The following is a 19,702-nucleotide window of genomic DNA, read 5'->3' on the forward strand; positions in this document are numbered from 1 at the left end:
GGACCCTTCTCGCCCCCCCCCCGACCACCGACCACCGCCCACCCACCCTCCCCCCCCCCGCCCTTCGGGCGGACGACGCTACTTTCGAAACACGCCCTAGGACCCACGGTCCGGCGCCCGCAGGGATCAGCAGGTCGGCCGTCTCGCGCGCCGCGTCCCGCGCGCGGCCGGCGGTCTCCACCGCCTTGCCGCGCGCGGGCAGACCCGCGCGGATGTCCATCGACTCATACAGGCGGTTGGGAAGGCTCCGTACCTCGGCGCTGCGCCGGCGTCGACGCGCTGAGCGTACGCGAGCCGCTCGATACTTCGTCCGCCTCTGGGCGCAGGCACTCGATCAGGTAGTCGCCGGTGGCGGAGTCGAGAGTCACGCCGTGGGTTTCGCTGCGGAAGCCGGGGAAATGCCGGTCGAAGGACTCCAGTGCGGTGAGGTAGCGGAGCAGGGGGCCGTCCGGGTCGCCGACGCTCTCGCCGGGCATGAGCACGGGGATGCCGGGCGGGGTGACGGTGACCATGGCCGCCGCCACCCGGCCCGCCGCATCGACCAGCCGTACCCGCTCGGTGCCGCCTCGGATCAGGCGCTGATAGCACAGTTGAGGCGGCGCGACGGGCTCGGGAAGCTGCTGGAAGGCGGCGTCGAGCAGAGCGACCAGGCGGACCGAGCGCAGATGGTCGTGCATCTCCTGGCACAACTCGCGCAGGGTACGGCCCGAGTAGCGCTGCGGGTACTCGGCGACCAGGGCCGGCAGAACGCGGCCGAGCGGTGCGTCGTCGTCGTAGAAGGCCTTGAAGTCCATCAGGGCGTCCAGAAGCGTGCCCCACTTGCCCTTGGTGATGCCCATGGAGAACAGCACCAGGGTGGTGTAGCTGTCGGTCTTCTCCACGACGATCTTCCGCGTGTCCAGATACGCGGTGAGCACCCGGGCCGGGATGCCCCAGTCGCTCATGTCGCCGGTGGCGTTGATCCCCGGGCAGGTCAAGGTGACCTTGATGGGGTCGAGCATGCAGTGGCCCTCGGTGAGACCGGGGAAGCCGTGCCAGTCCGCACCCGGTTCGAGATGCCAGCAGGACGGCTCGGTGCGCAGCAGATCGGCCGATGCCTCGTCGAAGGGCACGTGTGCGCCACTCGCCGGGTCGGTCACCGCCTCGGGCTGCCACACCCCGAAGAACCAGGGGGGCCGGTCGCCTGCGGCCTCGATCCGCCGCCCGATGCGTACCATTTCCTGACGGAAGCGAATCGCCTCGGTCACCGCCTCGTCGATCAGCCAGCGGCCCTGCGCACCGTCCATCATCGCGGTGGCCACATCCAGCGAGGCGATCATCGGATACAGCGGTGACGTCGTGCCGTGCATCATCAACGCCTCGTTGAAACGGGCGTCTTCCACCGGGGCCCGGGGCGCGGGCCTGACGTGCACCATGGCGCCCTGCGACAGGGCGGCCAGCAGTTTGTGCGTGGACTGGGTAGCGAAGACGGTGGGCCGCTCGGGGCCGGGGAGGGTCTCCTCGTCCACCGACATGCCGTAGCGCCCGCGGTACAGGGGGTGGAAACGGGCGTAGGCGAACCAGGCTTCGTCGAAGTGGAGACGGGGGGTGCTGGCGGCGAAGGACCGGGCCGTTGACACCGCGTCGTAACAGAGGCCGTCGTAGGTGGAGTTGGTGAAGACCGCGTACTGGCAATCCAGGGAGGAGGCCTCCCGGGCCAGCGGGTTGGCGGCGACCCGGGACGCCACCGAGCTCGCCTCGATCTCGGCCGGCGGCAGGGGTCCGGCGAGGCCGTAACCGTTGCGTGTGGGGATGAGGAAGACCGGCCGGGCGCCGGAGACGACAAGGCCGTGCAGGACCGACTTGTGGCAGTTGCGGTCCACGAGCGCGATCTCGTCGCGCGTGACGCTGAAGTGGCCGACCAGACGGTTGCACGTGGAGTCGCCGTGCAGAACGAAGAAGGTGAGCTCGGAGCCGAACACGCGCGCCGCGTTGCGCTCCGCCTCACCGATCGGGCCGGTGTGCTCGAACAGCGACCCGAGTTCGCCGACCGAGATGGAGAGGTCACTGCGCAGCAGACGTTCCCCGAAGTAGTCGTGGAAGGCGCGGCCCACCGGCGACTTCAGGAACGCTACACCGCCGGAGTGCGCAGGGGTGTGCCATGAGTACTCGTGCGCGTCGTCGAAGCGGCGCAGGGCTTTGAAGAACGGTGGCAGGAGCGCTTCTTGGTAGGTGCGAGCGGCGGCGGTGATCCGTCCCGCGATGAAGGCCGGAGTGTCCTCCAGCGGCCACACGTACCCGATCACGGACTGCGACACCCACAGCGGCAGGTCGCGCAGGCTGTCGTCCCTCATGACGAGGAACACCGGAAGGTCCTCGAAGCGACGGCCGATCGCCCGCAGTACGGTCGCGCCACCCGGTTCGTCCTTCGCGTCGTGCCCCGCCGGAAGGTCCCAGGCCACGAGTACCGCCACGAGGCCCGCCTCCGTACGCAGCACCGCCTCGGCGTCGGAAACGCTCACCACCCAGCGGACGTCGTACCCCTGGGACTCGATGGCCCCACGAATCCTGTTCAGCTGATCCACACCGGCACTGTCGTCCCGCGGGTGTTCCGGTACCGCCACCAGAACAGCGTTGTCACCCATGTGTCCCCTCCCGGTCGGCTCCTGCCTACCTCGGTCAGTCTCGGCCGGACCGCGCCGGCAAGACCACCGAAACAGGCTTAAACCACCCGGCTGAAGGAATGTGGGGCCGTGGGGCTGACTTGCCGTACGCAACCTCGCCAACGGGCCGGCCGTCCCCGGCGACGCACTGCGCGGAGCCACCCGGCCATGCATTCCATGGCAGGGGGGCGGGCAGCCCTGTACGCCGCGTCGGCACTCCTCCGGCTCCCGGCCCGCTCGGCGGTCCGCCCGCGCGCGCCCCGGACGCCGACGGCCCTCGCCGACGACCACGAGCCGCGCACGGGACGCGTCCGCGGTCAGGCGTCGGCAGCGAACCGGTCGAGAGCTCCGAGTACGTGATCGCGCGTCGTCGTACCCCCGGCCCCGAGCTCCGCGGCTGCGGCGGCATCCGTTACGCGTCCGTCGGACCGCCGCGAGTCCTTCCGGGATCGTTCCACGAGCTCGATCACCGAGTTCGACAGACGTCCGCAGTGCGCGGTGGCCCTGGGCCGCCGCGCACCACGGCTCACAGCGCGGTCCGCTCCACGGGGATCCACAGCTCCGCGTCCGCCTGTGCCGCGTCCTGCGACAGACGTGTCCGCAGGATCTCGGGCCCCGGCCTGCTCCGGTACGGATTGGACGGGAACCACTGGGTGAACACGTCCCGCCACATGTACTGGAGCGCCTGCGGAAACGGCCCGGAACTCTCGAAGACGGCCCACGCCCCGGCCGGGACGGTGAGTGCGTCCATGTCCTCGGGCACGGCGGCGCCGGTCACCACACCGTGGTAGTAGTCGAGTTCGGTCCCTTCGGCACGACTGTCGTCCAGATTCTCAGTCACCGAGACGATTCCCTCCGGCTCCTGGTCGGACAGGCTGTGGATGCGCTGCAGCGTCTCCTGGCCGATGCCCCGGATGAAGTCGGCGATGGCCGGGTTCACCCCCTCGTGCACGAGGGGGACGCGCGCCTTCCTGCCCACCACACGAAACTCCTCCTTCTCCACGACCCTGTACCGCATGCTGCTGCTCCCTTCGACGACGAGGCGGAAGGACATCCGTGGCTGGGACTGCAGACTCGCACCGACCCGTCTGGCCTCTCCCGGACCGACGCCGTGCATAGCGCGGAACGCGCGCGCGAACGCCTCCCCCGAGGTGTAGCCGTAACGCACCGCGACCTCCAGCAGCGTCCGCTCGCCGGTCAGCACCTCGGCACCCGCGACCGTCAGCCGCCTGCGCCGGATGTATTCCGACAGCGGGATCCCCGCCAGCGCGGAGAACAGCCGCCGCAAGTGGTACTCCGACGTCACCGCGATCCGCGCCAGGTCAGCCGCCTCGATCCGCTGATCGAGATGGCCCTCGATGTGCTCCATGGCCTGGTTGAGCCGCTCCAGCACCCCGGTCTCCTTCCCTTTCGATCACTCACATTAGGAAGGACTCACCTTGCCGCACCCGACATCCTGTGCCCGGTCCGGTCGGGTACGGCTGACGACGGGCATCAGGGTCGGCACCCAGGTGGCCGACGCCTTGGAGGAGCTGCGCCCGACGGCGGCCTCGATCGAGGCCGTACTCGCCCTTCTCCGCCAGGGTGAGCATCAGCAGGCCGCGCGGTTGTTCGTGGAGGAGGTCGCGTTGGGCCCCGGTATGTGGGACCAGTTGCCCGGCATGGTTCACGACGGTCCTCGACCGGCCGGCCGCGGCACTGCCGCACGTGCAACGCCACACCATCGAAGGGGCGGGGCACCTCCCCCACGCCACGCATCCGCAGCAGTACGTCGCCGTTCTCACCCGATTCCTCCAGGGTCGGGAGGTCTGACACCCCGCGATGCGTGGTGCCGTGCGTACTTCCCGCACGCCTGCGATCCGATTGGCGCCCCTCTCCCCAAAGAGGTCGCCCAGACCAGAGCCGAGCGGCGCTGCCGTTCTCGTCCTGAACGTGACCTGAGGCAGCCGCCGGCCCAGCTCTGATTCAGCGACCCCGAAGGCTCCGTGCACGCTTCACGGCCGTGCCCCTGGCGAGGCCAGACGGGCCTCGGGCCCAGGCGTTCGGCAGTGGTGACGAAGGCACGCACGCGTGCGCGTCACCGACCAGCCGTTGCCGGCCACGGACCCGGTCCTGGCTGCGTGGCAGCAGTCGGCGGACCTCGACGTGGTGCAAGACCGGCGCGTGGGTGCTGCACGAACGCCCGCTCCCCGCCGAGCTGGTGGCGTTCCTGGACGCCGGCACACCGACGGTGTACGTGGGGTTCGGCAGCATTCCCGTCCGCGATCCGCAGGACGTCGCCAGGGTGGTCATGGCCGCGGTCCGCGCGCAGGGCCGCCGCGCGGTCGTCTCCCGCGGTTGGGCCGAGCTGGGCCTGATCGACGAGGGGAACGACTGCTTCCCCGTCGGCGAGGTCAACCACCAGGCACTGTTCCGCCGGGTGGCCGCCGTCGTGCACCACGGCGGCGCGGGCACGACCACGACGGCCACCTGCGCGGGCGTACCGCAGGTGGTGGTGCCCCAGGGCGGGGACCAGCCCCACTTCGCCAGCCGGGTGGCGGACCTGGGCATCGGCGCGGCACACGACGGCCCGACGCCGACCACCGAGTCCCTGTCGGCCGCGCTCAGGACGGCCCTGACCCCCGAGACCCGCGTACGGGCGACCGCCGTGGCCGAGGCGTTCCGTACCGACGTGGCGACGGTGGCCGCCAAACTGCTCCTCGATGCCGTCGGCCAAGGAAGGCCGCCCGCGGTGCCCGCGTGAACCTGGTGGGATGGTCGAGCGCGCCCAGCTTGCGCCTAATCGGCGTGGCCTGTCGCTGCCACGGTCACGCCCAGGCCGATCATCGCGATGCCGCCCGCCCCTCCGACCATCGACAGGCGGCGGTCCGAGCGGGCGAACCAGGAGCGGGCCGCCGAGGCGCCCAGGCCCCAAAGGGTGTCCGTGATCATGCCGATGGCGACCGGGACCAGCCCCAACACCATCATCTGGAGCGGCACATGGCCCGCCGAGTGGTTGACGAACTGCGGCAGCACCGCCGCGAAGAAGACGACGCCCTTCGGGTTGGTGACGCCCACGAAAATACCGTCCAGGACGGTGCGCAGATCGCCACGGCGCTCACCCGCCGGGGCCGCCATGTTCGACGCGCGCATCTCCTTGCGGTGCCGGAAGGCCTGCACGCCGAGGTAGACGAGATACACCGCCCCCGCCAGCTTCACGCCCACGAACACCGTGGCCGAGCTCTCCACCAGCGCGCCGAGGCCCCACGCCACAGCGATCACCAGGAGGTACGAGCCGATCAGGTTGCCGACGACCGTCGCGAGCGCCACGCGGCGGCCGTGTGCGAGGGCTCTACCGATCACGAACAGCACGCTTGGCCCCGGAATCACGATCACCAGCAGCGAAATCGCCGCGAACGCGAGAATGCTCTCCGTGGACACCATGTATCCGCTACCTCCTGCGATTGTCTCCCAGAGGTCATGGAAACAGACGGCGGGCCGTCCGCTCTAGACACATCCACCCACCAATATCACCGGGCACCGACAGGCACGGTCTCTTGACGCCGTGGGTGGGCGGGGACCCTGCGACCGTGTGGCATGTCCTACGGTGCGGCGCCGTACGGTCACTGCCGGAGCGGCGGGGCGAACCGGTTCCGGCCGGGAGCCGCCGCGTCACGGTGGCTCCCGGCCGGATGGGCTACTCCTGGGCGGGTGCAGAGGCAGGTCAGTACAGCGGGCAGCCCTTGGGGAGCTTGGGGAAGTCGGTGAACCCATACTCTGTGGGACCGCCTTGAGTCTTGGACTTCAGCTGCGGGTCCCAGCCGGACGGCTGCACTATCTCGGCGTAAATACCGGCCGACGCGGGCAGTTTGGGGTGGCTGCGGTTGAGCGTGCCGAGCCGCGTGACCTGGCTGCCGTCGGCCTCGTCGACGAAGGTGACCGAGGGGCCCTCCGGGCTCATCGTCAGCCGGGCGTCGAGGCCGGCGCCAATGCCGTCCTGATGGGAAACGGTGCATTGCTTGACGATCGTTCCCTCGTCGAGCGAGCAACCCTTGGGCAACTTGGGGAAGTTCTGGATCCCGTAGTAGCCGTCCCTGCCGCCGTTGGTTTTGGCCAACAGCTGCGGGGTCGAGCCATAGGGGTTGAGTATCTCCGCGTCGATGCCCGCATCCCGCGCCAGCGCCGGGTGACTGCGGTTGAGCGTGCCGAGCCGCGTGACCTGGCTGCCGTCGGCCTCGTCAAGGAAGACGACCGAGGGGCCCTGAGGACTCATCGTCATCCGGACGTCGAGGCCCGCGCCGACTCCGTCCCTCTTGACCACGGTGCACTGGTCAGCGGCCGTCGCGGCTGAGGCGCTGCGAGCACCATGGGAAGTGGCCGCGAAAGCTGCGGACGGGACGATGACGGATCCGGCGAGCGTGGCGACAGCTAAGCCGGCGCGAAGGGTGTAACGCATGACAACTCCTGTGCATGGAAGAACGGATGGCCGCGAGAGCGAGCAAGGACACGAACCGCCACCGTTCGGTCTGACCCGGTGTGTTGCGGCGGTGTATGAGTGAATCTATTGGGACATGTGCGACGGACGAGTGCACTCCATGTCACGGAACCGTCACGGCGCACCGGCGTATTGCACAGAGGCCGGGAACTGGGCATCTATCGCTCCGGGGGCGGGAGTTGCAAACCGAGCGGGCTTCGTCGGAGACCTCATCGGGCCGCGGGTAGATCTGCTCGGATGGCTACGGCCGCATAACCGCAACCGGCCTGCCTTCGAGTTCGACCGGCCGGCCCACAGCGTCCTGCGACACGCTTCACCGATACGATGCGGGGGCAGGCGGAGCCGTAGCGCAGAGGTCGACGCGCGCGGTCTCCAAAACCGCGAGGACGCCGGTTCGAATCCGGTCGGCTCCGTCTGCTGAGATCATGCGCCCGCTGTCAGCGGAAGTAGGCTTCAACATCGCCCACGTAGCCGCCGACTGGTGGCGCCGCCCCACCCGCTTGCACCGGTCACTGCCGACGCGCTCGTACGCAGAGCCATCATCGGGCGAGGTGTCGGGAACAGGAAGCCGCTGGCCTGCACGGAGGTGCCGACCTCCTGGTCACGGCATGGCCTGCGGTGGCGACGGCGCGGTGATGCGGGCGGTGCCACACCCCTCTGCGGGTGAGGAAATCGTTGGCGCCCCCGTGAGGTGAGCCGTTAGCTTCCGCCTGAGCGCAGTGAGGCAGGAGACGCGGACCGCGAAGGGAGCCATGTATGGAGATCGAGGGCATGCGGACCGACCGATTGGGCATATTGCTCGACCAGTTCGACCGGGCAAGGGAGATGGCGCACATACGGCTGACGGGGCTCGGCGACGAGGAATACCTGTGGGAGCCGGCGCCAGGTAGCTGGTCGATCCGGCGCCGGGAAGAGGCAGTGACGCCCCGGGCGTTCGGGCCGGGTGCGTGGGTGCTCGACTTGGGCGCCCCGGACATCCCGGCCAACGAGTACGCCGAGGTTGCCCGGCAGGCTGCCGACGGCATGACCGTCGCCAAGATCGCCGATGACTGGAGCGTGAGTGTGGAGCGGGTCGAGCAGATCCTCGCCCACACCGGTGAGCCGGAGCCTGACCGTACGCCGATCACGACCATCGCGTGGCGGCTGGCGCACCTGCACTTCCACTTCGCGGGCGCATGGGAGTGGACCTTCGGTGAACGGCGGCAGGAACCGAAGCTGCTGGTCGACTTCACACCCTCCGCCACGGTGGCAGTCGAGCGGTTCTGGGCGCTGATCGACCGCTGGCGCGACAGTGCCGCCACCCTGACCGACGCGCAGCTCGACACGGTCGGCTTCTCGCAGTACCCGTACAGCAACGACTCCGAATACCCCTACGTTGGCGTGCTGGCGTCAGCCAACCTCGAATTCATCCATCACATGGCCGAGATCGCGCTGCTCCGCGACCTGTGGCAGGCCCGCTCCACCACTGACGGGAGGTAGGTACGAGCGCGGTGGCGTGGAGCGTGAACGGCATTCAGCACCCACTCGCGCGCTTGATCAGCTCGGGTCAACCAATCTGCTCAGCAGCACTGTCCAGTGCATTGGCTTCGCCCCGAAGCAGCCCCTCGTCGATGGGGTAGGGCCGTTCGCCGGGCAGGAGTTGCCGGGCGGTTTCCAGGTCTCCGTCCCGTACGTGGGCGTGGACCGTGCGGGCGAGCGGGCGAGCGGGCGAGCGGGCGAGCGGGCGAGCGGGCGAGCGGGCGAGCGGGCGAGCGGGCGAGCGGGCGAGCGGGGTGACGTCGGTGATGGAGGCGATCCACTCGTCGGCGTAGAGATGTGCGGCTTCGCCGGAGAGGCCGAGCTGGAGCGCACGACGGGGAAGGGGCCGGGGGCGCGGGTCGCGTTCGGGGTCCCATTGCATTCGGGCTGGAGCCCGCTTCAGCCGGCGCTTCCACGCTGCGCGATCGGCGTGGAGGCCCTGCTCGTAGTGGGACAGGCAGGTGTGTTCCAGCGCCCACGCGTCGACCGGATCATCGAGGTCGCCCTGTCCGACAACGCCGACCTCGACAACGCCGTCGCCGCGAACGAGGCCGTTATCGCCGCCCATGCCACTCGCGCGGACCGCACCGAAACCCCCTTCTGGCCCCTCCTGTTCAGCAACGTCACCCTGCGGCTCTTCGGCAGCGCCGACTTCCCCGCCGAGGCCGAGCGCCAGGCCGCCTCCGGCCACCGGGCCGCGCCGAGCGCCGCTGGAGAGTCACTTCGTCAGCCGCGGCCCCGGCGGCCGTTCAGCCGAGCGGCCTGGCGAGTGAGGTGATCGCGCTCTGCGAGGTTGGGGGCCTTCTGGGCCGCCTCGGCGTACAGCCGTGCCGCGGTCGCCAGGTCGCCGTCGCGCTCGTGGAGGTACGCCGCCACCGCGGTATGGCGGGGCAGGGAGTCGTCCAGTGCCGCGAGTGCCGCCAGGCCGGCGCGCGGTCCGTCCGCCTCCCCGACGGCCACCACGCGGTTGAGCCGGACGACCGGGCTGTCGGTCAGGCGCGCGAGCTCGTCGTACCACTCGACGATCTGCGCCCAGTCGGTCTCCTCGGCAGTGAGCGCGTCGGCGTGGAGGGCCGCGATGGCAGCCTGGGCCTGGAACTCGCCAAGGCGGTCACGGGCGAGAGCCGCCTGGAGGATCGCGACGCCCTCGGCGATCGACTTGGTGTCCCACCGGCCGCGGTCCTGCTCGGCGAGCGGCACCAGGCTGCCGTCGGGCGCGGTCCGGGCGGCGCGCCGGGCGTGGTGGAGCAGCATGAGGGCGAGCAGCCCCGCCACCTCGGGGTGGTCGATCGCGGCCGCGAGCTGCCGGGTGAGCCGGATCGCCTCGGCGGCGAGGTCGACGTCGCCGGAGTAGCCCTCGTTGAAGACCAGGTAGAGGACGCGCAGCACGGTGGCGACGTCGCCGGGCTGGTCGAACCGTATGCCGGAAACCGTGCGCTTGGCCCGGCTGATGCGCTGCGCCATGGTCGCCTCGGGCACCAGGTAGGCCTGGGCGATCTGGCGGGTGGTCAGCCCGCCCACGGCGCGCAGTGTGAGCGCGACCGCGGACGACGGCGTCAGCGACGGGTGGGCGCACAGGAAGTAGAGCTGGAGCGTGTCGTCCACCGCGGGCGCGGGCCCGGGCGCCGGATCCTCGTCGGCGACGTCCTCCCGCCGGCGGCGGGCGGTGTCGGCCCGGGTCGCGTCGAGGAACCGGCGCCAGGCCACGGTGACCAGCCAGCCCTTCGCATCCCGCGGAGGGTCGGCCGACCAGACGCGGACCGCCTCGACCAGCGCGTCCTGCACGGCGTCCTCGGCCGCCGCGAAGTCGGCTCCGCGGCGGACGAGGATCCCGAGCACGCTCGGCGTGAGGCTCCGGAGCAGGGCCTCGTTCATCGTTGAGGTCACTCCGTGATGGTGGGCGACACGCCGTAGAACGGGCGCAGCTCCAGCCACTCGTGAATCGGCTTCCCGCCCGCCCCGGGTGCGGCCGACAGTTCCCCGGCCAGCTCGACGGCGCGGTCATAGCTGTCGACGTCGATCACCATCCAGCCGGCGATGAGGTCCTTGGTCTCGGCGAACGGGCCGTCGGTGACCGGCGGGCGCCCCTCACCGTCGTACCGGACCCATGTCCCCTCGGGGGCGAGCGCCTGCCCGTCGACGAACTCGCCGGTCCCCTCGAGCCGGGCCGCGAAGTCCTGCATGTACTGCACGTGCGCCGAGATCTCCTCCGGCGTCCACTGATCCATGGGCACGTCGTTGGCCGGAGCCGGAGCGCCGCGGTAGCGCTTGAGAAGCAAGTACTTAGCCATGGTGGTTCTCCTCGGTACTGGTGCGACCCATTCTGGCCGCGTTCACTACGGGGACGGAGCCAGCCACGGGTTCTCGACATCGCCGCCCGAATTCTTGTGAACCAGTCTGTGCATGGGGTTCAAGCCTTTCGCTTTCAACGCGCCTCTTGGACCCTGGAGCGCCACCATCTCCCCGGCCTGGGCCAATGGAGCGCCGGGATCATGGGCCACTCCGGCGGCAGCCGGTTGGGCCTGGCGGATCGCGCCCCGGCGCCCGTGAGGCATGCTGACGCGGTGAGTGATTCCCCATCCGAGTGGCAGGCCTGGCTGAACAGCCTGGACTCGCGCCGAAGCGCGGCCGCAGAGTCGCTGCGTGCCCAGTTCGAAGCGCTCGGCGCGGCCGATGCCGAGGACCGGGCCAAGTCGGAGATCCGCGAAGACCTTCCGCACCTCGCGCGGTTCATGCTGCTGCGCAGCCTGTGGCGCGGTCCGATCGACGGTTGGGCCGATGCAGGCGCGTTCGATCAGCTTCCGGCTGCGCAGCGACTCCTTGCCGCTGGGGCGGACAACCAGGACCTCGTTCGTCTGGCCCGAGCCGTCGCCTACGAGGCGGTTTTCGCGACGCTCGACGAGCTCGGCGCCGGCAGCGATGTGAACGTGTCGGGCATCGATGTCGGCTGGGTTGTCATGGAGACGGGCGAGGACGGCTCCCCGACCGGCAGAACCCTCTCAGGTCTGCATGAAGACCTCATGACCTTGGACCCGAGCGGACGTGATGGTGCTGATTTCTGGCAGTAGTTACTGGACGAGGCGCCGCAGGAATGAATAACAGTTGGGGTGACGTTCCGGGCGCGGCGGAGAGGGTCACCGCTGCCGACTCCCGCGACGAGACCATGACCCGGCTCCTGCTCTGGCGCCCGCGGCTCCCACACCCTCAGATCACCCGGGTGTGGGCCGAACCCGCCTACGCCCGTGACCTGCCGCCAACTTGGGCCGCGTATACGCCTGTGACGTGACTCGTCACGCGAACGCAGGTGCGGGTGCGGGTGCGGGTGCGGGTGGGACAGGGAACCGATCGTCGCTGCCCCACCCACCTCAAGGAACTCGCCCGGGCTGACTATCCGGGCCAGCCCCACTGCTTCACACGCCTGAAGCCGCCGTCCGGGCGGTACATGCTGATGCCACGGCGGTCGCCCTGCCACGGTCCGCGACCGTAGTTGAGCTGCTTCTGCAAGGATCCCTTCTCGCAGAGAATGCTGACCCCGTACCGGGCGGGCCCATGCCCGTCACACCACACGTTGGCCGAGGTGCTGTTCTGCCAGTTCGTATGACACTTCAGGGCCTGCACGCTCACCTGACCGGACGACGAGTTGCTCGCCGTACCAGCCGCCACCGCCGGCGCCACAGGGGCAGCGACGGCCAGCGCCGTCACAACCGACAACACCGCTCCGCGCAAATGCACTTGGTTCCTCCCTTTTCGACTGCCGTGCCACGCCCTGCCTGCCGGGGGGTCAGTCCCGACCCGGGCGTCGCGGTCGTCATCGAAGCTACAAAGCACGTTGCGGGCGGTCATCCAACGGACGGTTGAGCTTCCGGTGGACCGCGCGCGGCAGCGCCGTGGGGAGGTCGACTCCGGCGTTACGCAGCCCACCAACCCGAGGCTGGGAGCGAGCCCCGGTGCGCGTCCACGCCGAAGCCGCCGGCCATCTCAGGCTGTACTTCGAGCGCACCCGCGATGAGCGGGACTGGGGCCAGGAGGAGGTGGACGGCAACCTCTGGTTCTACAAGGGCAACGGCGCGGGCGGCTACGCGCCGCGCGTCCAGATCGGCAACGGCTGCCCCGACAACGAGCCGCTCTTCTAGACCCGGTCCGGGCGACCACCGCTGTCCGGGCGACCGCCCGCCTCCGGGGGACGCCCCCCTGCTGCGCAAACGTCACCCGGAGGGACCCGCCGACGTGCCCGAATGCGGTGCGGGCTCAAGAATGAGGGGCCGCCGGCGTTGCGGCGCGCCCCGGCAGAGAGGCCCTCCCATGCCAGGACCTACTCGTCGTCCGCCCGGGCCACGCCGTGGGCACGCGCGCACCGACCGCATGCTCCGTACGGTGCTCCGCCGCCGCAAGCGTTCCCTGAGCAGCGCGGACGTGACGGTCGCCGATCAGCCCCAGGTCCGCCGCGCGGTGACGGCGGCCGCGCTCGGCAACACCATGGAGTGGTTCGACTTCGGTGTGTACGCCTATCTGGCCGGGACCCTGGGCAAGGTCTTCTTCCCCGCGAGCTCTCCGGGCGTCCAGGTCGTCTCCTCCTTCGCGACCTTCGCCGCGGCCTTCCTGGTCCGACCGCTCGGCGGGCTGGTGTTCGGCCCGCTCGGCGACCGGATCGGCCGGCAGAAGGTGCTCGCCGCAACGATGATCATGATGGCGGCGAGCACCTTCGCGGTCGGGTTCCTCCCCACGTACGCGGCGGTCGGCTTCGCCGCTCCCCTGCTGCTCCTCGTCTGCCGGCTCGTCCAGGGCTTCTCGACCGGTGGCGAGTACGCGGGAGCCACCACGTACATCGCCGAGTACGCGCCCGACCGGCGCCGGGGATTCCTCGGCAGCTGGCTCGACTTCGGCACCTTCGTCGGCTACGCCCTGGGATCCGGCCTGGTCACGATCCTCACCGTCACTCTCGGCGCGCAGGGACTGGAGGACTGGGGGTGGCGCATCCCCTTCTTCGTCGCCGGGCCGCTCGGCCTCATCGGTCTGTACATGCGGCTGAAGCTGGAGGAGACCCCGGCCTTCAAGAAGGAGGCCGCCTACGCCGCCGCGGAGAGGGGAACCAGCAGGAGCGGTGAGCCTACGACCGAGGAAGCCCCTCCGACGGCCAGGGGGACCCTCAAGGAGATCTTCACCCAGCACTGGCACGCGGTGCTCATCTGCATGGGCCTCGTCCTCCTGTACAACGTCACCAACTACATGGTGACGTCCTACCTTCCGACGTACATGACCGTCACCCTCGGCGAGGACGACACCACCGCGCAGTTGCTGGTGCTGGCCACCATGCTGCTCGTGGTCCTCACCATCACGACCGTGGGCCACACCTCGGACCGCTGGGGCCGCAGACCGGTCTTCCTCGCGGGCAGTGTCGCCCTCATGGTGCTGGCCGTCCCGGCGTTCCTGCTCATCCGGGAGGGCGGCATCCTGCTTCCGGCCGTGGGCTGTGCGGTCCTGGGCCTGCTGCTGGTCTGCTTCGCGGGTACGGCCGCCTCCACCTTGCCGGCGCTGTTCCCCACCCGGCTGCGTTACGGCGCGCTGTCCATCGCCTTCAACATCTCGGTTTCGTTGTTCGGCGGTACGACGCCGCTGTTCACCTCCGCGCTCGTGGAGGTGACGGGGAACGACCTGGTCCCGGCGTACTACCTGATGGTGGCCGGGTTCATCGGTCTCGTATCCACACTGTTCCTGCACGAGACGGCGGGCAAGCCGCTGCGCGGGTCCGGCCCGATGGTCGAGACACCTGACGAGGCGGAACGCCTCGTCGCCCACAGCCGGGCCGCGGCCGGTCGGCAGGCGCGGGACATCTGGATCCGGCTGCGCCACCCGTGGGCCCACCACCCTCCCGAGGACCGCCGCGACTGACCACTGCCCTGTCCACCCTCGCGGGGTGACGTCCTCTTCGCGACAGCACGTTCTACGAACGCAGGCCGGCCTCTGCCATCAGGCGTTCATCGAGTCGGCATGCCCCCATGAGGGCTGTTCACCACCATGGCCAGTGATCCAGCGGCAAGGTAGTAGTGACCGGGGTAGTACTCGATGTGCTGGTGACCGCCGTCGTCCATCTCCGCTGTCGACCGCAGCCCGTCAGCGAGTGCGGTCAAGCCCATTCGGTCGCCCTCGATCAGTAGAGCGCTGTGTTCCGAGTCAACTCTGATACTGACACCCGGCCCCCTACGGCCCAGTACCTCGACCGACGCCAGTTCAGTGCCACCAAAGGTCGGTTCAGCCGAAGCCGTGGTTTCCGTAGTGCCCTTTCCCGTGCTGAGGGCGAGGGCCAGGCCGAGGAGTTCCGCCGCGCTGCCCGAGAGGTCTACTGCGTCTTCATCGGGAAAGAACAACACCCTCATCTGTCACAACCCCTTCAGCTCCACAGCACAGGACTCCACGATCAATGCGGTTGTCCCTGGTCAACCGGCTCCCGCGGTCAAGGCCAGCCCCTCACGGACGATACTCACCGCTTGGCGAAGAGCAGAGGGGTGCCCCCCCCACGCCGGGCCTGAGCCCTCCGGGACTCCTGGTCCCTCCGGCGCCGCTTGGTTCTCAGCTCCGCGGGACGGCCCAGACCGCGGCGACGATCACGCCTCCGGGAAGCAGGAGTCCGGCCTCGCCGAGGGTGTCCACCAGCCATGGGGACAGCGAGGTCCAGTGGTCGTACGCGATACCGACGGCGACTCCGCTCGCGACCGCCAGGGCGCCGCCGATGTACAGAGTGGCCCAGGACGCGATGCGGACCCGGCGGTTGAGGAGGACGTCGTCCCGCCACAGGGTCTCCGTCTGATGCCGGGGGCGTGGGGAGGGCGCGGCAGGCAGCGGCTTCCACCAGAAGAAGAAGACCGCCGCTGACAGAAGGCCACCACTGCCCCAGACCATGGCCTCGGTCCATCCGGCGGCGCGGTGGTGGAGGACGGAGTTGTTGAATCCGGACGCGGAAACGATGAGCATCAGCGTGGAGAACTGCGCCGCGAACTGGATCAGCCCGCGGAAGAAACTGGTCATGTCGTTGTTGTCGCGGCCGTACGCGGGCAGCAGCCAGGCGAGCGCGACGATCACGACGACGGCGTCTCCGGCGAGGATGGCCCCGGCGAACAGCTGTTCAGTGATGGCCCGGCTGCAGACCAACTCCCCGGAGGTGAGGGCGTACAGGTAGGACGCGGTGGCAAGGCCGATGAAGCAGGGCAGCAGAAGCCTCAGCCCGCGCGAGGCGTGACCGTCACCGCCGGGCGGGTTCTTCTCGCCGATGACCACGATGATGCCGGCGAGGACGAAGCCGGCCATGATTCCGCAGAAGGCGCTCATCGCCCCCGCGGAGGCTATCGCGCTCCAGTCGATGCCTCCGATGCCGCTGCCGCAGGTGTCGGGAGTGAACGCTGACTGTCTCTCAAGTGGCGCCATGGCCATAGATGTTGACAGCCCGTCACCAAGGGCGGCGCCGGGATCGACGGGATCGTGAGGCACCACTTGGCGTACTCGGGGCGCACGTCACCGGCGCGCCGATACCCGTTACACGCCCCCGGATACCACCGCTCCGGGTTCATTCCACCCCGGAGTCGAAGCGACCCCTGGGTCAGCCGGCGACCACTTCCGCCGAGCGCACCGCCCGCGTCGCGGTGACACCGCGAGGCGCACCACACTGCCCGGCACGACGGCCGGTGCCTCGGGCGGCAGGGCCCAGGCGATGGTGCGGTCCGTCTCGCCCGTATCCAGCGCCAAGAAGCTGGCGCACTCTCACGCCTGCGCGGCTCCATGCGCAGCACCTCACCCGTGACCGTGTGCGGAGCACGCCGCTCCAGGACGGCGAGGGTCGCGTAGTACGCGGCCGGCGCGCCGAAGCAGACGATCACGACCATCTCCTCCACCAGCGGCCCGGAGCCGTCCATGGCGTGGCCCAGCCGGCCGTGGGCGCTGCCGAAGTTGCCGGGCAGCAACGCGAGGAACGCCAAGAACAGCGTCCAGCGGCCGAAGCGGCCCGCCACCAGCACGCCGAGCAGTGTGATGCCCACCCAGCCGGCGCTCAGCAGCAGCCCGGGGCGGCGCAGCGAGTGGTCCGCGTCCGGGCCCGTGGTCGCCGCCCAGTCGGGCTGACGCAGTACCGCGAAGAGGTTATTCGCTGTGACCCGGGATGCGGTGTCCGTAGGGTTCCTGCATGGCGGATGAGACCGAGCAGGCCGTGCAGGCGGCAATGGAGGGGGAGCTGCGGCTTCTCGACCCTGAGGTGCGCGCTTCCCCGGACCGTGTCCTGGAGCTTCTTGACCCGGAGTTCACCGAGATCGGGGCATCTGGACGCCGGTGGGACGTGGCGTCGATCCTCACGGTGACGGGTGACGGCACGGTGTCCCCGGAGTCTCCGGTCAACGTCGGCGAGATGGCCGGCGTCGTCCTTGCCCCGGGCATCGTGCACCTGACGTACTTCGCCCACCACCAAGGCCGCCGGGCATGGCGGAGCTCCTTGTGGCGCCTGACGGAAGAGGGCTGGCGCATGTACTTCCACCAGGGCACTCCGGTCGGCTGATCGGAGGCGTAAGTCCACAGGGTGAGGTAGGTGCCGTTGGCGTGCGTTGTACGCGTCACCCTGCGGGTCAGACACCTCCCGAGAAGTCGGAGAACCGCGGTGTGCCGGGCTCCAGGGGGAGCCGGGTGGCGCGGGCGGTGTAGCTGATGGCGTGGTACCAGCCGCACAGCATCAGGAGGTCCAGGAGTTGCCCGGGGCTGAACTCGGCGGCCAGTCGGTCCCATAGCGCGTCGTCGATGTCGTGGTGGGCGTGCAGCGCGTCGGCCGTCTCGATGAGCAGCCGGTCGCGTTCGGTTTCCCAGCATGCGTCCGTGCGGGTTCCGTGTGTGAGCGAACGGATCTGCGCTGTGTTCAACTCCGCGCGGGGTGCGAAGCGTTGAACGTGCACGCCCCATTCGTACTCGCACCCGCACAGCGCGCAGGTGCGGTCGATGACGATCTCCCGGTCGCGCAGGCCGAGACTGAGTCGGCGGCTGAGCTGGTAGGCGCCCCAGGCGTGGAGCGCCTCCGTCAGTCGCGGATTGCGCGCGTAGGTCCGGAAGAGGGCGATCGGCTCCTCCCTGGTGGGCATCATGCCGCGCAGCACTGACGCAACGTCAGTGGAGTACGGGGCAGTGACAGGTGAGATCCGGGCAGTCATGGAGCCTCCCTCTCGAATGCTTCTCTTTTAGAAGCGCCTGGAGGGAAGATACTGTCTCTGAAACCGAAGCGCCATCCCGGGCACAAGAGAGCAGAAGAGAAGGGCAGGCTCGATGACCGGCACACCAGTACCCCGGCGTCCCGTCCGCGGGTCCTCCACGGGGCGCCCCCTCATGGCGGCCCTCGACCTGTTCGGCCGACGCTGGACCTTGCGCATCCTGTGGGAACTTCGCGACGAGGCTCTTGGATTCCGGCCGCTGCAACAGCGGTGCGACGGCATGTCGTCCAGCGTGCTTCAGCAACGCCTCACCGAACTCCAGGAAACCCGCCTCGTCGAGCGCGACCTCGAAGGCGGCTACCGCCTGACCCCTCTCGGCAAGGACGCCTGCCATGAACTTCGCGGCCTGCACCGCTGGTCCGAGCGCTGGGCCGCCGAACTCGACCGGACACCGCCCGACGGCTGAAAGCGAGGTCCCAAAGCGATCGCTCGGCCCGCTGAAGACCGGCCCAGGGTGCCCGGCGGACGTTGCCTCTCTCAGCTCGTCTCTCGCAGGGCATCGGCGGCCCCGCTGGAGAGCTCGACTCGTACCAGGGCGGCCGCCAGCTTCGGCAGGTCCTCGGCTGCGACGAGACGCGCCAGCCCCTGAGGTGTCTTCGGAAGCCCGAGCTCGCCCGCAGCGTGGCGGGCCCGGCTGTCGAACGCGGGGCGCAGCTCGGGCCACACGCCCTGCGCCTCCCGGCAGAAGATGCCGGCTCCCACCGGGCCGATCCGAGGGACCTCCTGCAACAGCTCGCTCACCCGGTCCGGGTCGCCGCCGGCCTCCTCGCGCAGCCGCCGCAGGTCCCCGCCATACCGGTCGAGAACGAGCTCGGCTCCGGCTCCCAGCGCGGTGGCCGTGCTCTCGTCGTAACGGCGATAGTGCGCACGGCCGAGCGCGTCCACCCGCGCCTGCCACGACGACGCGGCCATCGCCCGGGGTGTACGCATCCCGGCCCCGAACAGCTCGCGGGCCGCGGCCACCGCGATGTCGGCCTTGATGCGCACCGAGAACAGTACGCAGAGGGTCAGCAGCTGGTACAGCGGTGCCGGCGTGTTCCGCAGCCGGATGCCCGCCTCCTCGGCGTGGGTCCGCCCGCACTCCTCCAACAGGTACTTCGCCGTGACTCGCCGTGCCATGGTGCTCCTCGGGGCCGCAGTCGAAAACGGGCAGGTCACGCAGACTCGGGTTGCGGGATGACTCCGGACCCGCGCGTAAACGCCACGACAGGCGCGCGGTGGAGCCGCACCCGGTCACGCGGCGCGCCCGCGCCCTCACGCCTTGGGTGCGACACCAACATCGTCGGCAGTGCCCTGGCGGATGATGACCACCGGGCACGACGCATGCTGGGCGCACTGCAGGCTGACCGAGCCGAGCAGGAGACGGGCGAACCCTCCCCTGCCGCGGTTGCCCACCACCAGCAGCTCCGCGTCGGCCGATGCACCGATCAGCACCTCTGCCGGGTTGCCCCGCACAACGTGGCTGGTCAGTGCCACGTCTTGGGCCTGTACGAGCACGTTGTGAATTTCATCGGCAAGATCCTTTCTCGCCTGTTCCTCATCGAGGTCCGCGTCCACCGCCGGAGCGGACCACCCGGCCGCCCCGGGCACGTCGTAGGCCGCCACGGCGTCCACCGTCGCCCCGATGAGCCGGGCGTGCCGCACCGCCCAGCGCAGCGCCTCATGAGACGCCTCGGAGCCGTCGACACCCACCACGACACGGGGATTGCCGATATTGGTATCCATGGCCGCTTCCCTTCTCCCTGGCCGCCGCCCAAGGCCGTCTTCACGCAGCCGCCGGCCGTCCTTCTCGAAGGCCTCCGTCTTTACCCGTCCCGGCGCGCCCTCACGGTCCG

Annotated in this window: 20 protein-coding genes, 1 tRNA gene and 2 pseudogenes; 10 read left to right on the plus strand and 13 right to left on the minus strand. The window is 69.9% G+C overall.

Annotated elements, in window-relative coordinates; translation table 11 throughout:
* Nucleotides 1-224: 224 nt before the first annotated feature.
* Entirely contained in the window at nucleotides 225-2,624 is a 2,400-nt protein-coding gene (locus tag ACZ499_RS33180; protein ID WP_468679991.1) for an Orn/Lys/Arg family decarboxylase, read from the minus strand.
* 544 nt (nucleotides 2,625-3,168) lie between these two features.
* On the minus strand, nucleotides 3,169-4,035 hold the full coding sequence (locus ACZ499_RS33185) for an AraC family transcriptional regulator (protein ID WP_468679993.1): 867 nt from the start codon (nucleotides 4,033-4,035) through the stop codon (nucleotides 3,169-3,171).
* 686 nt (nucleotides 4,036-4,721) lie between these two features.
* Between ACZ499_RS33185 and ACZ499_RS33190 the strand changes: the two are divergent.
* A pseudogene (locus ACZ499_RS33190) lies at nucleotides 4,722-5,385 on the plus strand (glycosyltransferase); the annotation flags it as partial.
* Nucleotides 5,386-5,420: 35 nt separating this feature from the next.
* Here the strand turns inward: ACZ499_RS33190 and ACZ499_RS33195 are convergent.
* Nucleotides 5,421-6,065 carry a LysE family translocator gene (locus ACZ499_RS33195; protein ID WP_385542048.1) on the minus strand — a complete coding sequence of 215 codons (645 nt, stop codon included), beginning with the start codon at nucleotides 6,063-6,065 and terminating at the stop codon, nucleotides 5,421-5,423.
* A gap of 280 nt (nucleotides 6,066-6,345) precedes the next feature.
* Nucleotides 6,346-7,077 (minus strand): hypothetical protein, encoded by a 732-nt coding sequence (locus ACZ499_RS33200; RefSeq protein WP_468679995.1) that lies wholly within the window; start codon nucleotides 7,075-7,077, stop codon nucleotides 6,346-6,348.
* A gap of 377 nt (nucleotides 7,078-7,454) precedes the next feature.
* Between ACZ499_RS33200 and ACZ499_RS33205 the strand changes: the two genes are divergently transcribed.
* Together ACZ499_RS33205 and ACZ499_RS33210 are read left to right on the plus strand one after the other, a co-directional pair.
* A tRNA-Trp gene (locus ACZ499_RS33205) sits at nucleotides 7,455-7,529 on the plus strand.
* 343 nt (nucleotides 7,530-7,872) lie between these two features.
* Complete coding sequence (locus ACZ499_RS33210) at nucleotides 7,873-8,595, plus strand: DinB family protein (protein WP_468679996.1); 723 nt, start codon at nucleotides 7,873-7,875, stop codon at nucleotides 8,593-8,595.
* Nucleotides 8,596-8,662: 67 nt separating this feature from the next.
* On the opposite strand, the pseudogene ACZ499_RS33215 reads toward ACZ499_RS33210, so the two are convergent.
* Nucleotides 8,663-9,112 (minus strand): annotated as a pseudogene (locus ACZ499_RS33215) (DUF4291 family protein); the annotation flags it as partial.
* Between ACZ499_RS33215 and ACZ499_RS33220 the strand changes: the two are divergent.
* Complete coding sequence (locus tag ACZ499_RS33220) at nucleotides 9,098-9,412, plus strand: hypothetical protein (protein ID WP_468680146.1); 315 nt, start codon at nucleotides 9,098-9,100, stop codon at nucleotides 9,410-9,412. The pseudogene ACZ499_RS33215 and the gene ACZ499_RS33220 sit on opposite strands and share 15 nt — an antisense overlap.
* On the opposite strand, the gene ACZ499_RS33225 is transcribed toward ACZ499_RS33220, so the two are convergent.
* Together ACZ499_RS33225 and ACZ499_RS33230 are read right to left on the minus strand one after the other, a co-directional pair.
* The gene (locus ACZ499_RS33225) at nucleotides 9,361-10,509 is read right to left on the minus strand and encodes an RNA polymerase sigma factor (protein WP_468680144.1); all 1,149 of its coding nucleotides are present in this window, start codon (nucleotides 10,507-10,509) and stop codon (nucleotides 9,361-9,363) included. The two genes, ACZ499_RS33220 and ACZ499_RS33225, sit on opposite strands and share 52 nt — an antisense overlap.
* 8 nt (nucleotides 10,510-10,517) lie before the next feature.
* The gene (locus ACZ499_RS33230) at nucleotides 10,518-10,925 is read right to left on the minus strand and encodes a YciI family protein (RefSeq protein WP_468679998.1); all 408 of its coding nucleotides are present in this window, start codon (nucleotides 10,923-10,925) and stop codon (nucleotides 10,518-10,520) included.
* Nucleotides 10,926-11,198: 273 nt separating this feature from the next.
* Between ACZ499_RS33230 and ACZ499_RS33235 the strand changes: the two genes are divergently transcribed.
* Entirely contained in the window at nucleotides 11,199-11,702 is a 504-nt protein-coding gene (locus ACZ499_RS33235) for a hypothetical protein (RefSeq protein ID WP_468679999.1), read from the plus strand.
* A 319-nt stretch (nucleotides 11,703-12,021) separates the two neighbouring features.
* Here ACZ499_RS33235 and ACZ499_RS33240 read toward each other — a convergent pair whose 3' ends face one another.
* Nucleotides 12,022-12,477 carry a hypothetical protein gene (locus tag ACZ499_RS33240; RefSeq protein ID WP_468680001.1) on the minus strand — a complete coding sequence of 152 codons (456 nt, stop codon included), beginning with the start codon at nucleotides 12,475-12,477 and terminating at the stop codon, nucleotides 12,022-12,024.
* Between the two features lie 104 nt (nucleotides 12,478-12,581).
* Here ACZ499_RS33240 and ACZ499_RS33245 point away from each other — a divergent pair, with 104 nt between their 5' ends.
* Both ACZ499_RS33245 and proP read left to right on the plus strand, forming a co-directional pair.
* Entirely contained in the window at nucleotides 12,582-12,767 is a 186-nt protein-coding gene (locus tag ACZ499_RS33245) for a hypothetical protein (RefSeq protein ID WP_468680002.1), read from the plus strand.
* A gap of 229 nt (nucleotides 12,768-12,996) precedes the next feature.
* Nucleotides 12,997-14,523, plus strand: coding sequence for a glycine betaine/L-proline transporter ProP (gene proP / locus ACZ499_RS33250; protein WP_468680004.1), 1,527 nt, complete (start codon nucleotides 12,997-12,999; stop codon nucleotides 14,521-14,523).
* A gap of 86 nt (nucleotides 14,524-14,609) precedes the next feature.
* Here the strand turns inward: proP and ACZ499_RS33255 are convergent, their stop codons facing one another.
* Nucleotides 14,610-15,008: an Imm32 family immunity protein gene (locus ACZ499_RS33255; RefSeq protein WP_468680007.1), complete on the minus strand. Its 399-nt coding sequence runs from the start codon at nucleotides 15,006-15,008 to the stop codon at nucleotides 14,610-14,612.
* 193 nt (nucleotides 15,009-15,201) lie between these two features.
* Nucleotides 15,202-16,053 carry a hypothetical protein gene (locus tag ACZ499_RS33260; RefSeq protein ID WP_468680009.1) on the minus strand — a complete coding sequence of 284 codons (852 nt, stop codon included), beginning with the start codon at nucleotides 16,051-16,053 and terminating at the stop codon, nucleotides 15,202-15,204.
* A 483-nt stretch (nucleotides 16,054-16,536) separates the two neighbouring features.
* On the opposite strand from ACZ499_RS33260, the gene ACZ499_RS33265 reads away from it, so the two are divergent.
* Both ACZ499_RS33265 and ACZ499_RS33270 read left to right on the plus strand, forming a co-directional pair.
* Entirely contained in the window at nucleotides 16,537-16,743 is a 207-nt protein-coding gene (locus ACZ499_RS33265) for a hypothetical protein (RefSeq protein ID WP_468680011.1), read from the plus strand.
* 61 nt (nucleotides 16,744-16,804) lie between these two features.
* Nucleotides 16,805-17,170, plus strand: a complete 366-nt coding sequence (locus tag ACZ499_RS33270; RefSeq protein WP_468680013.1) for a nuclear transport factor 2 family protein — start codon at nucleotides 16,805-16,807, stop codon at nucleotides 17,168-17,170.
* A 67-nt stretch (nucleotides 17,171-17,237) separates the two neighbouring features.
* Here the strand turns inward: ACZ499_RS33270 and ACZ499_RS33275 are convergent, their stop codons facing one another.
* Complete coding sequence (locus tag ACZ499_RS33275) at nucleotides 17,238-17,744, minus strand: carboxymuconolactone decarboxylase family protein (protein WP_468680015.1); 507 nt, start codon at nucleotides 17,742-17,744, stop codon at nucleotides 17,238-17,240.
* 238 nt (nucleotides 17,745-17,982) lie between these two features.
* On the opposite strand from ACZ499_RS33275, the gene ACZ499_RS33280 reads away from it, so the two are divergent.
* The gene (locus ACZ499_RS33280; protein WP_468680017.1) at nucleotides 17,983-18,273 is read left to right on the plus strand and encodes a winged helix-turn-helix transcriptional regulator; all 291 of its coding nucleotides are present in this window, start codon (nucleotides 17,983-17,985) and stop codon (nucleotides 18,271-18,273) included.
* A gap of 71 nt (nucleotides 18,274-18,344) precedes the next feature.
* On the opposite strand, the gene ACZ499_RS33285 is transcribed toward ACZ499_RS33280, so the two are convergent.
* Both ACZ499_RS33285 and ACZ499_RS33290 read right to left on the minus strand, forming a co-directional pair.
* Nucleotides 18,345-18,986 (minus strand): endonuclease, encoded by a 642-nt coding sequence (locus tag ACZ499_RS33285; RefSeq protein WP_468680019.1) that lies wholly within the window; start codon nucleotides 18,984-18,986, stop codon nucleotides 18,345-18,347.
* A 135-nt stretch (nucleotides 18,987-19,121) separates the two neighbouring features.
* Entirely contained in the window at nucleotides 19,122-19,592 is a 471-nt protein-coding gene (locus tag ACZ499_RS33290; RefSeq protein WP_468680021.1) for a universal stress protein, read from the minus strand.
* Between the last annotated feature and the right edge of the window lie 110 nt (nucleotides 19,593-19,702).

The sequence above is a fragment of the Streptomyces sp. NPDC031265 genome (assembly GCF_055570295.1).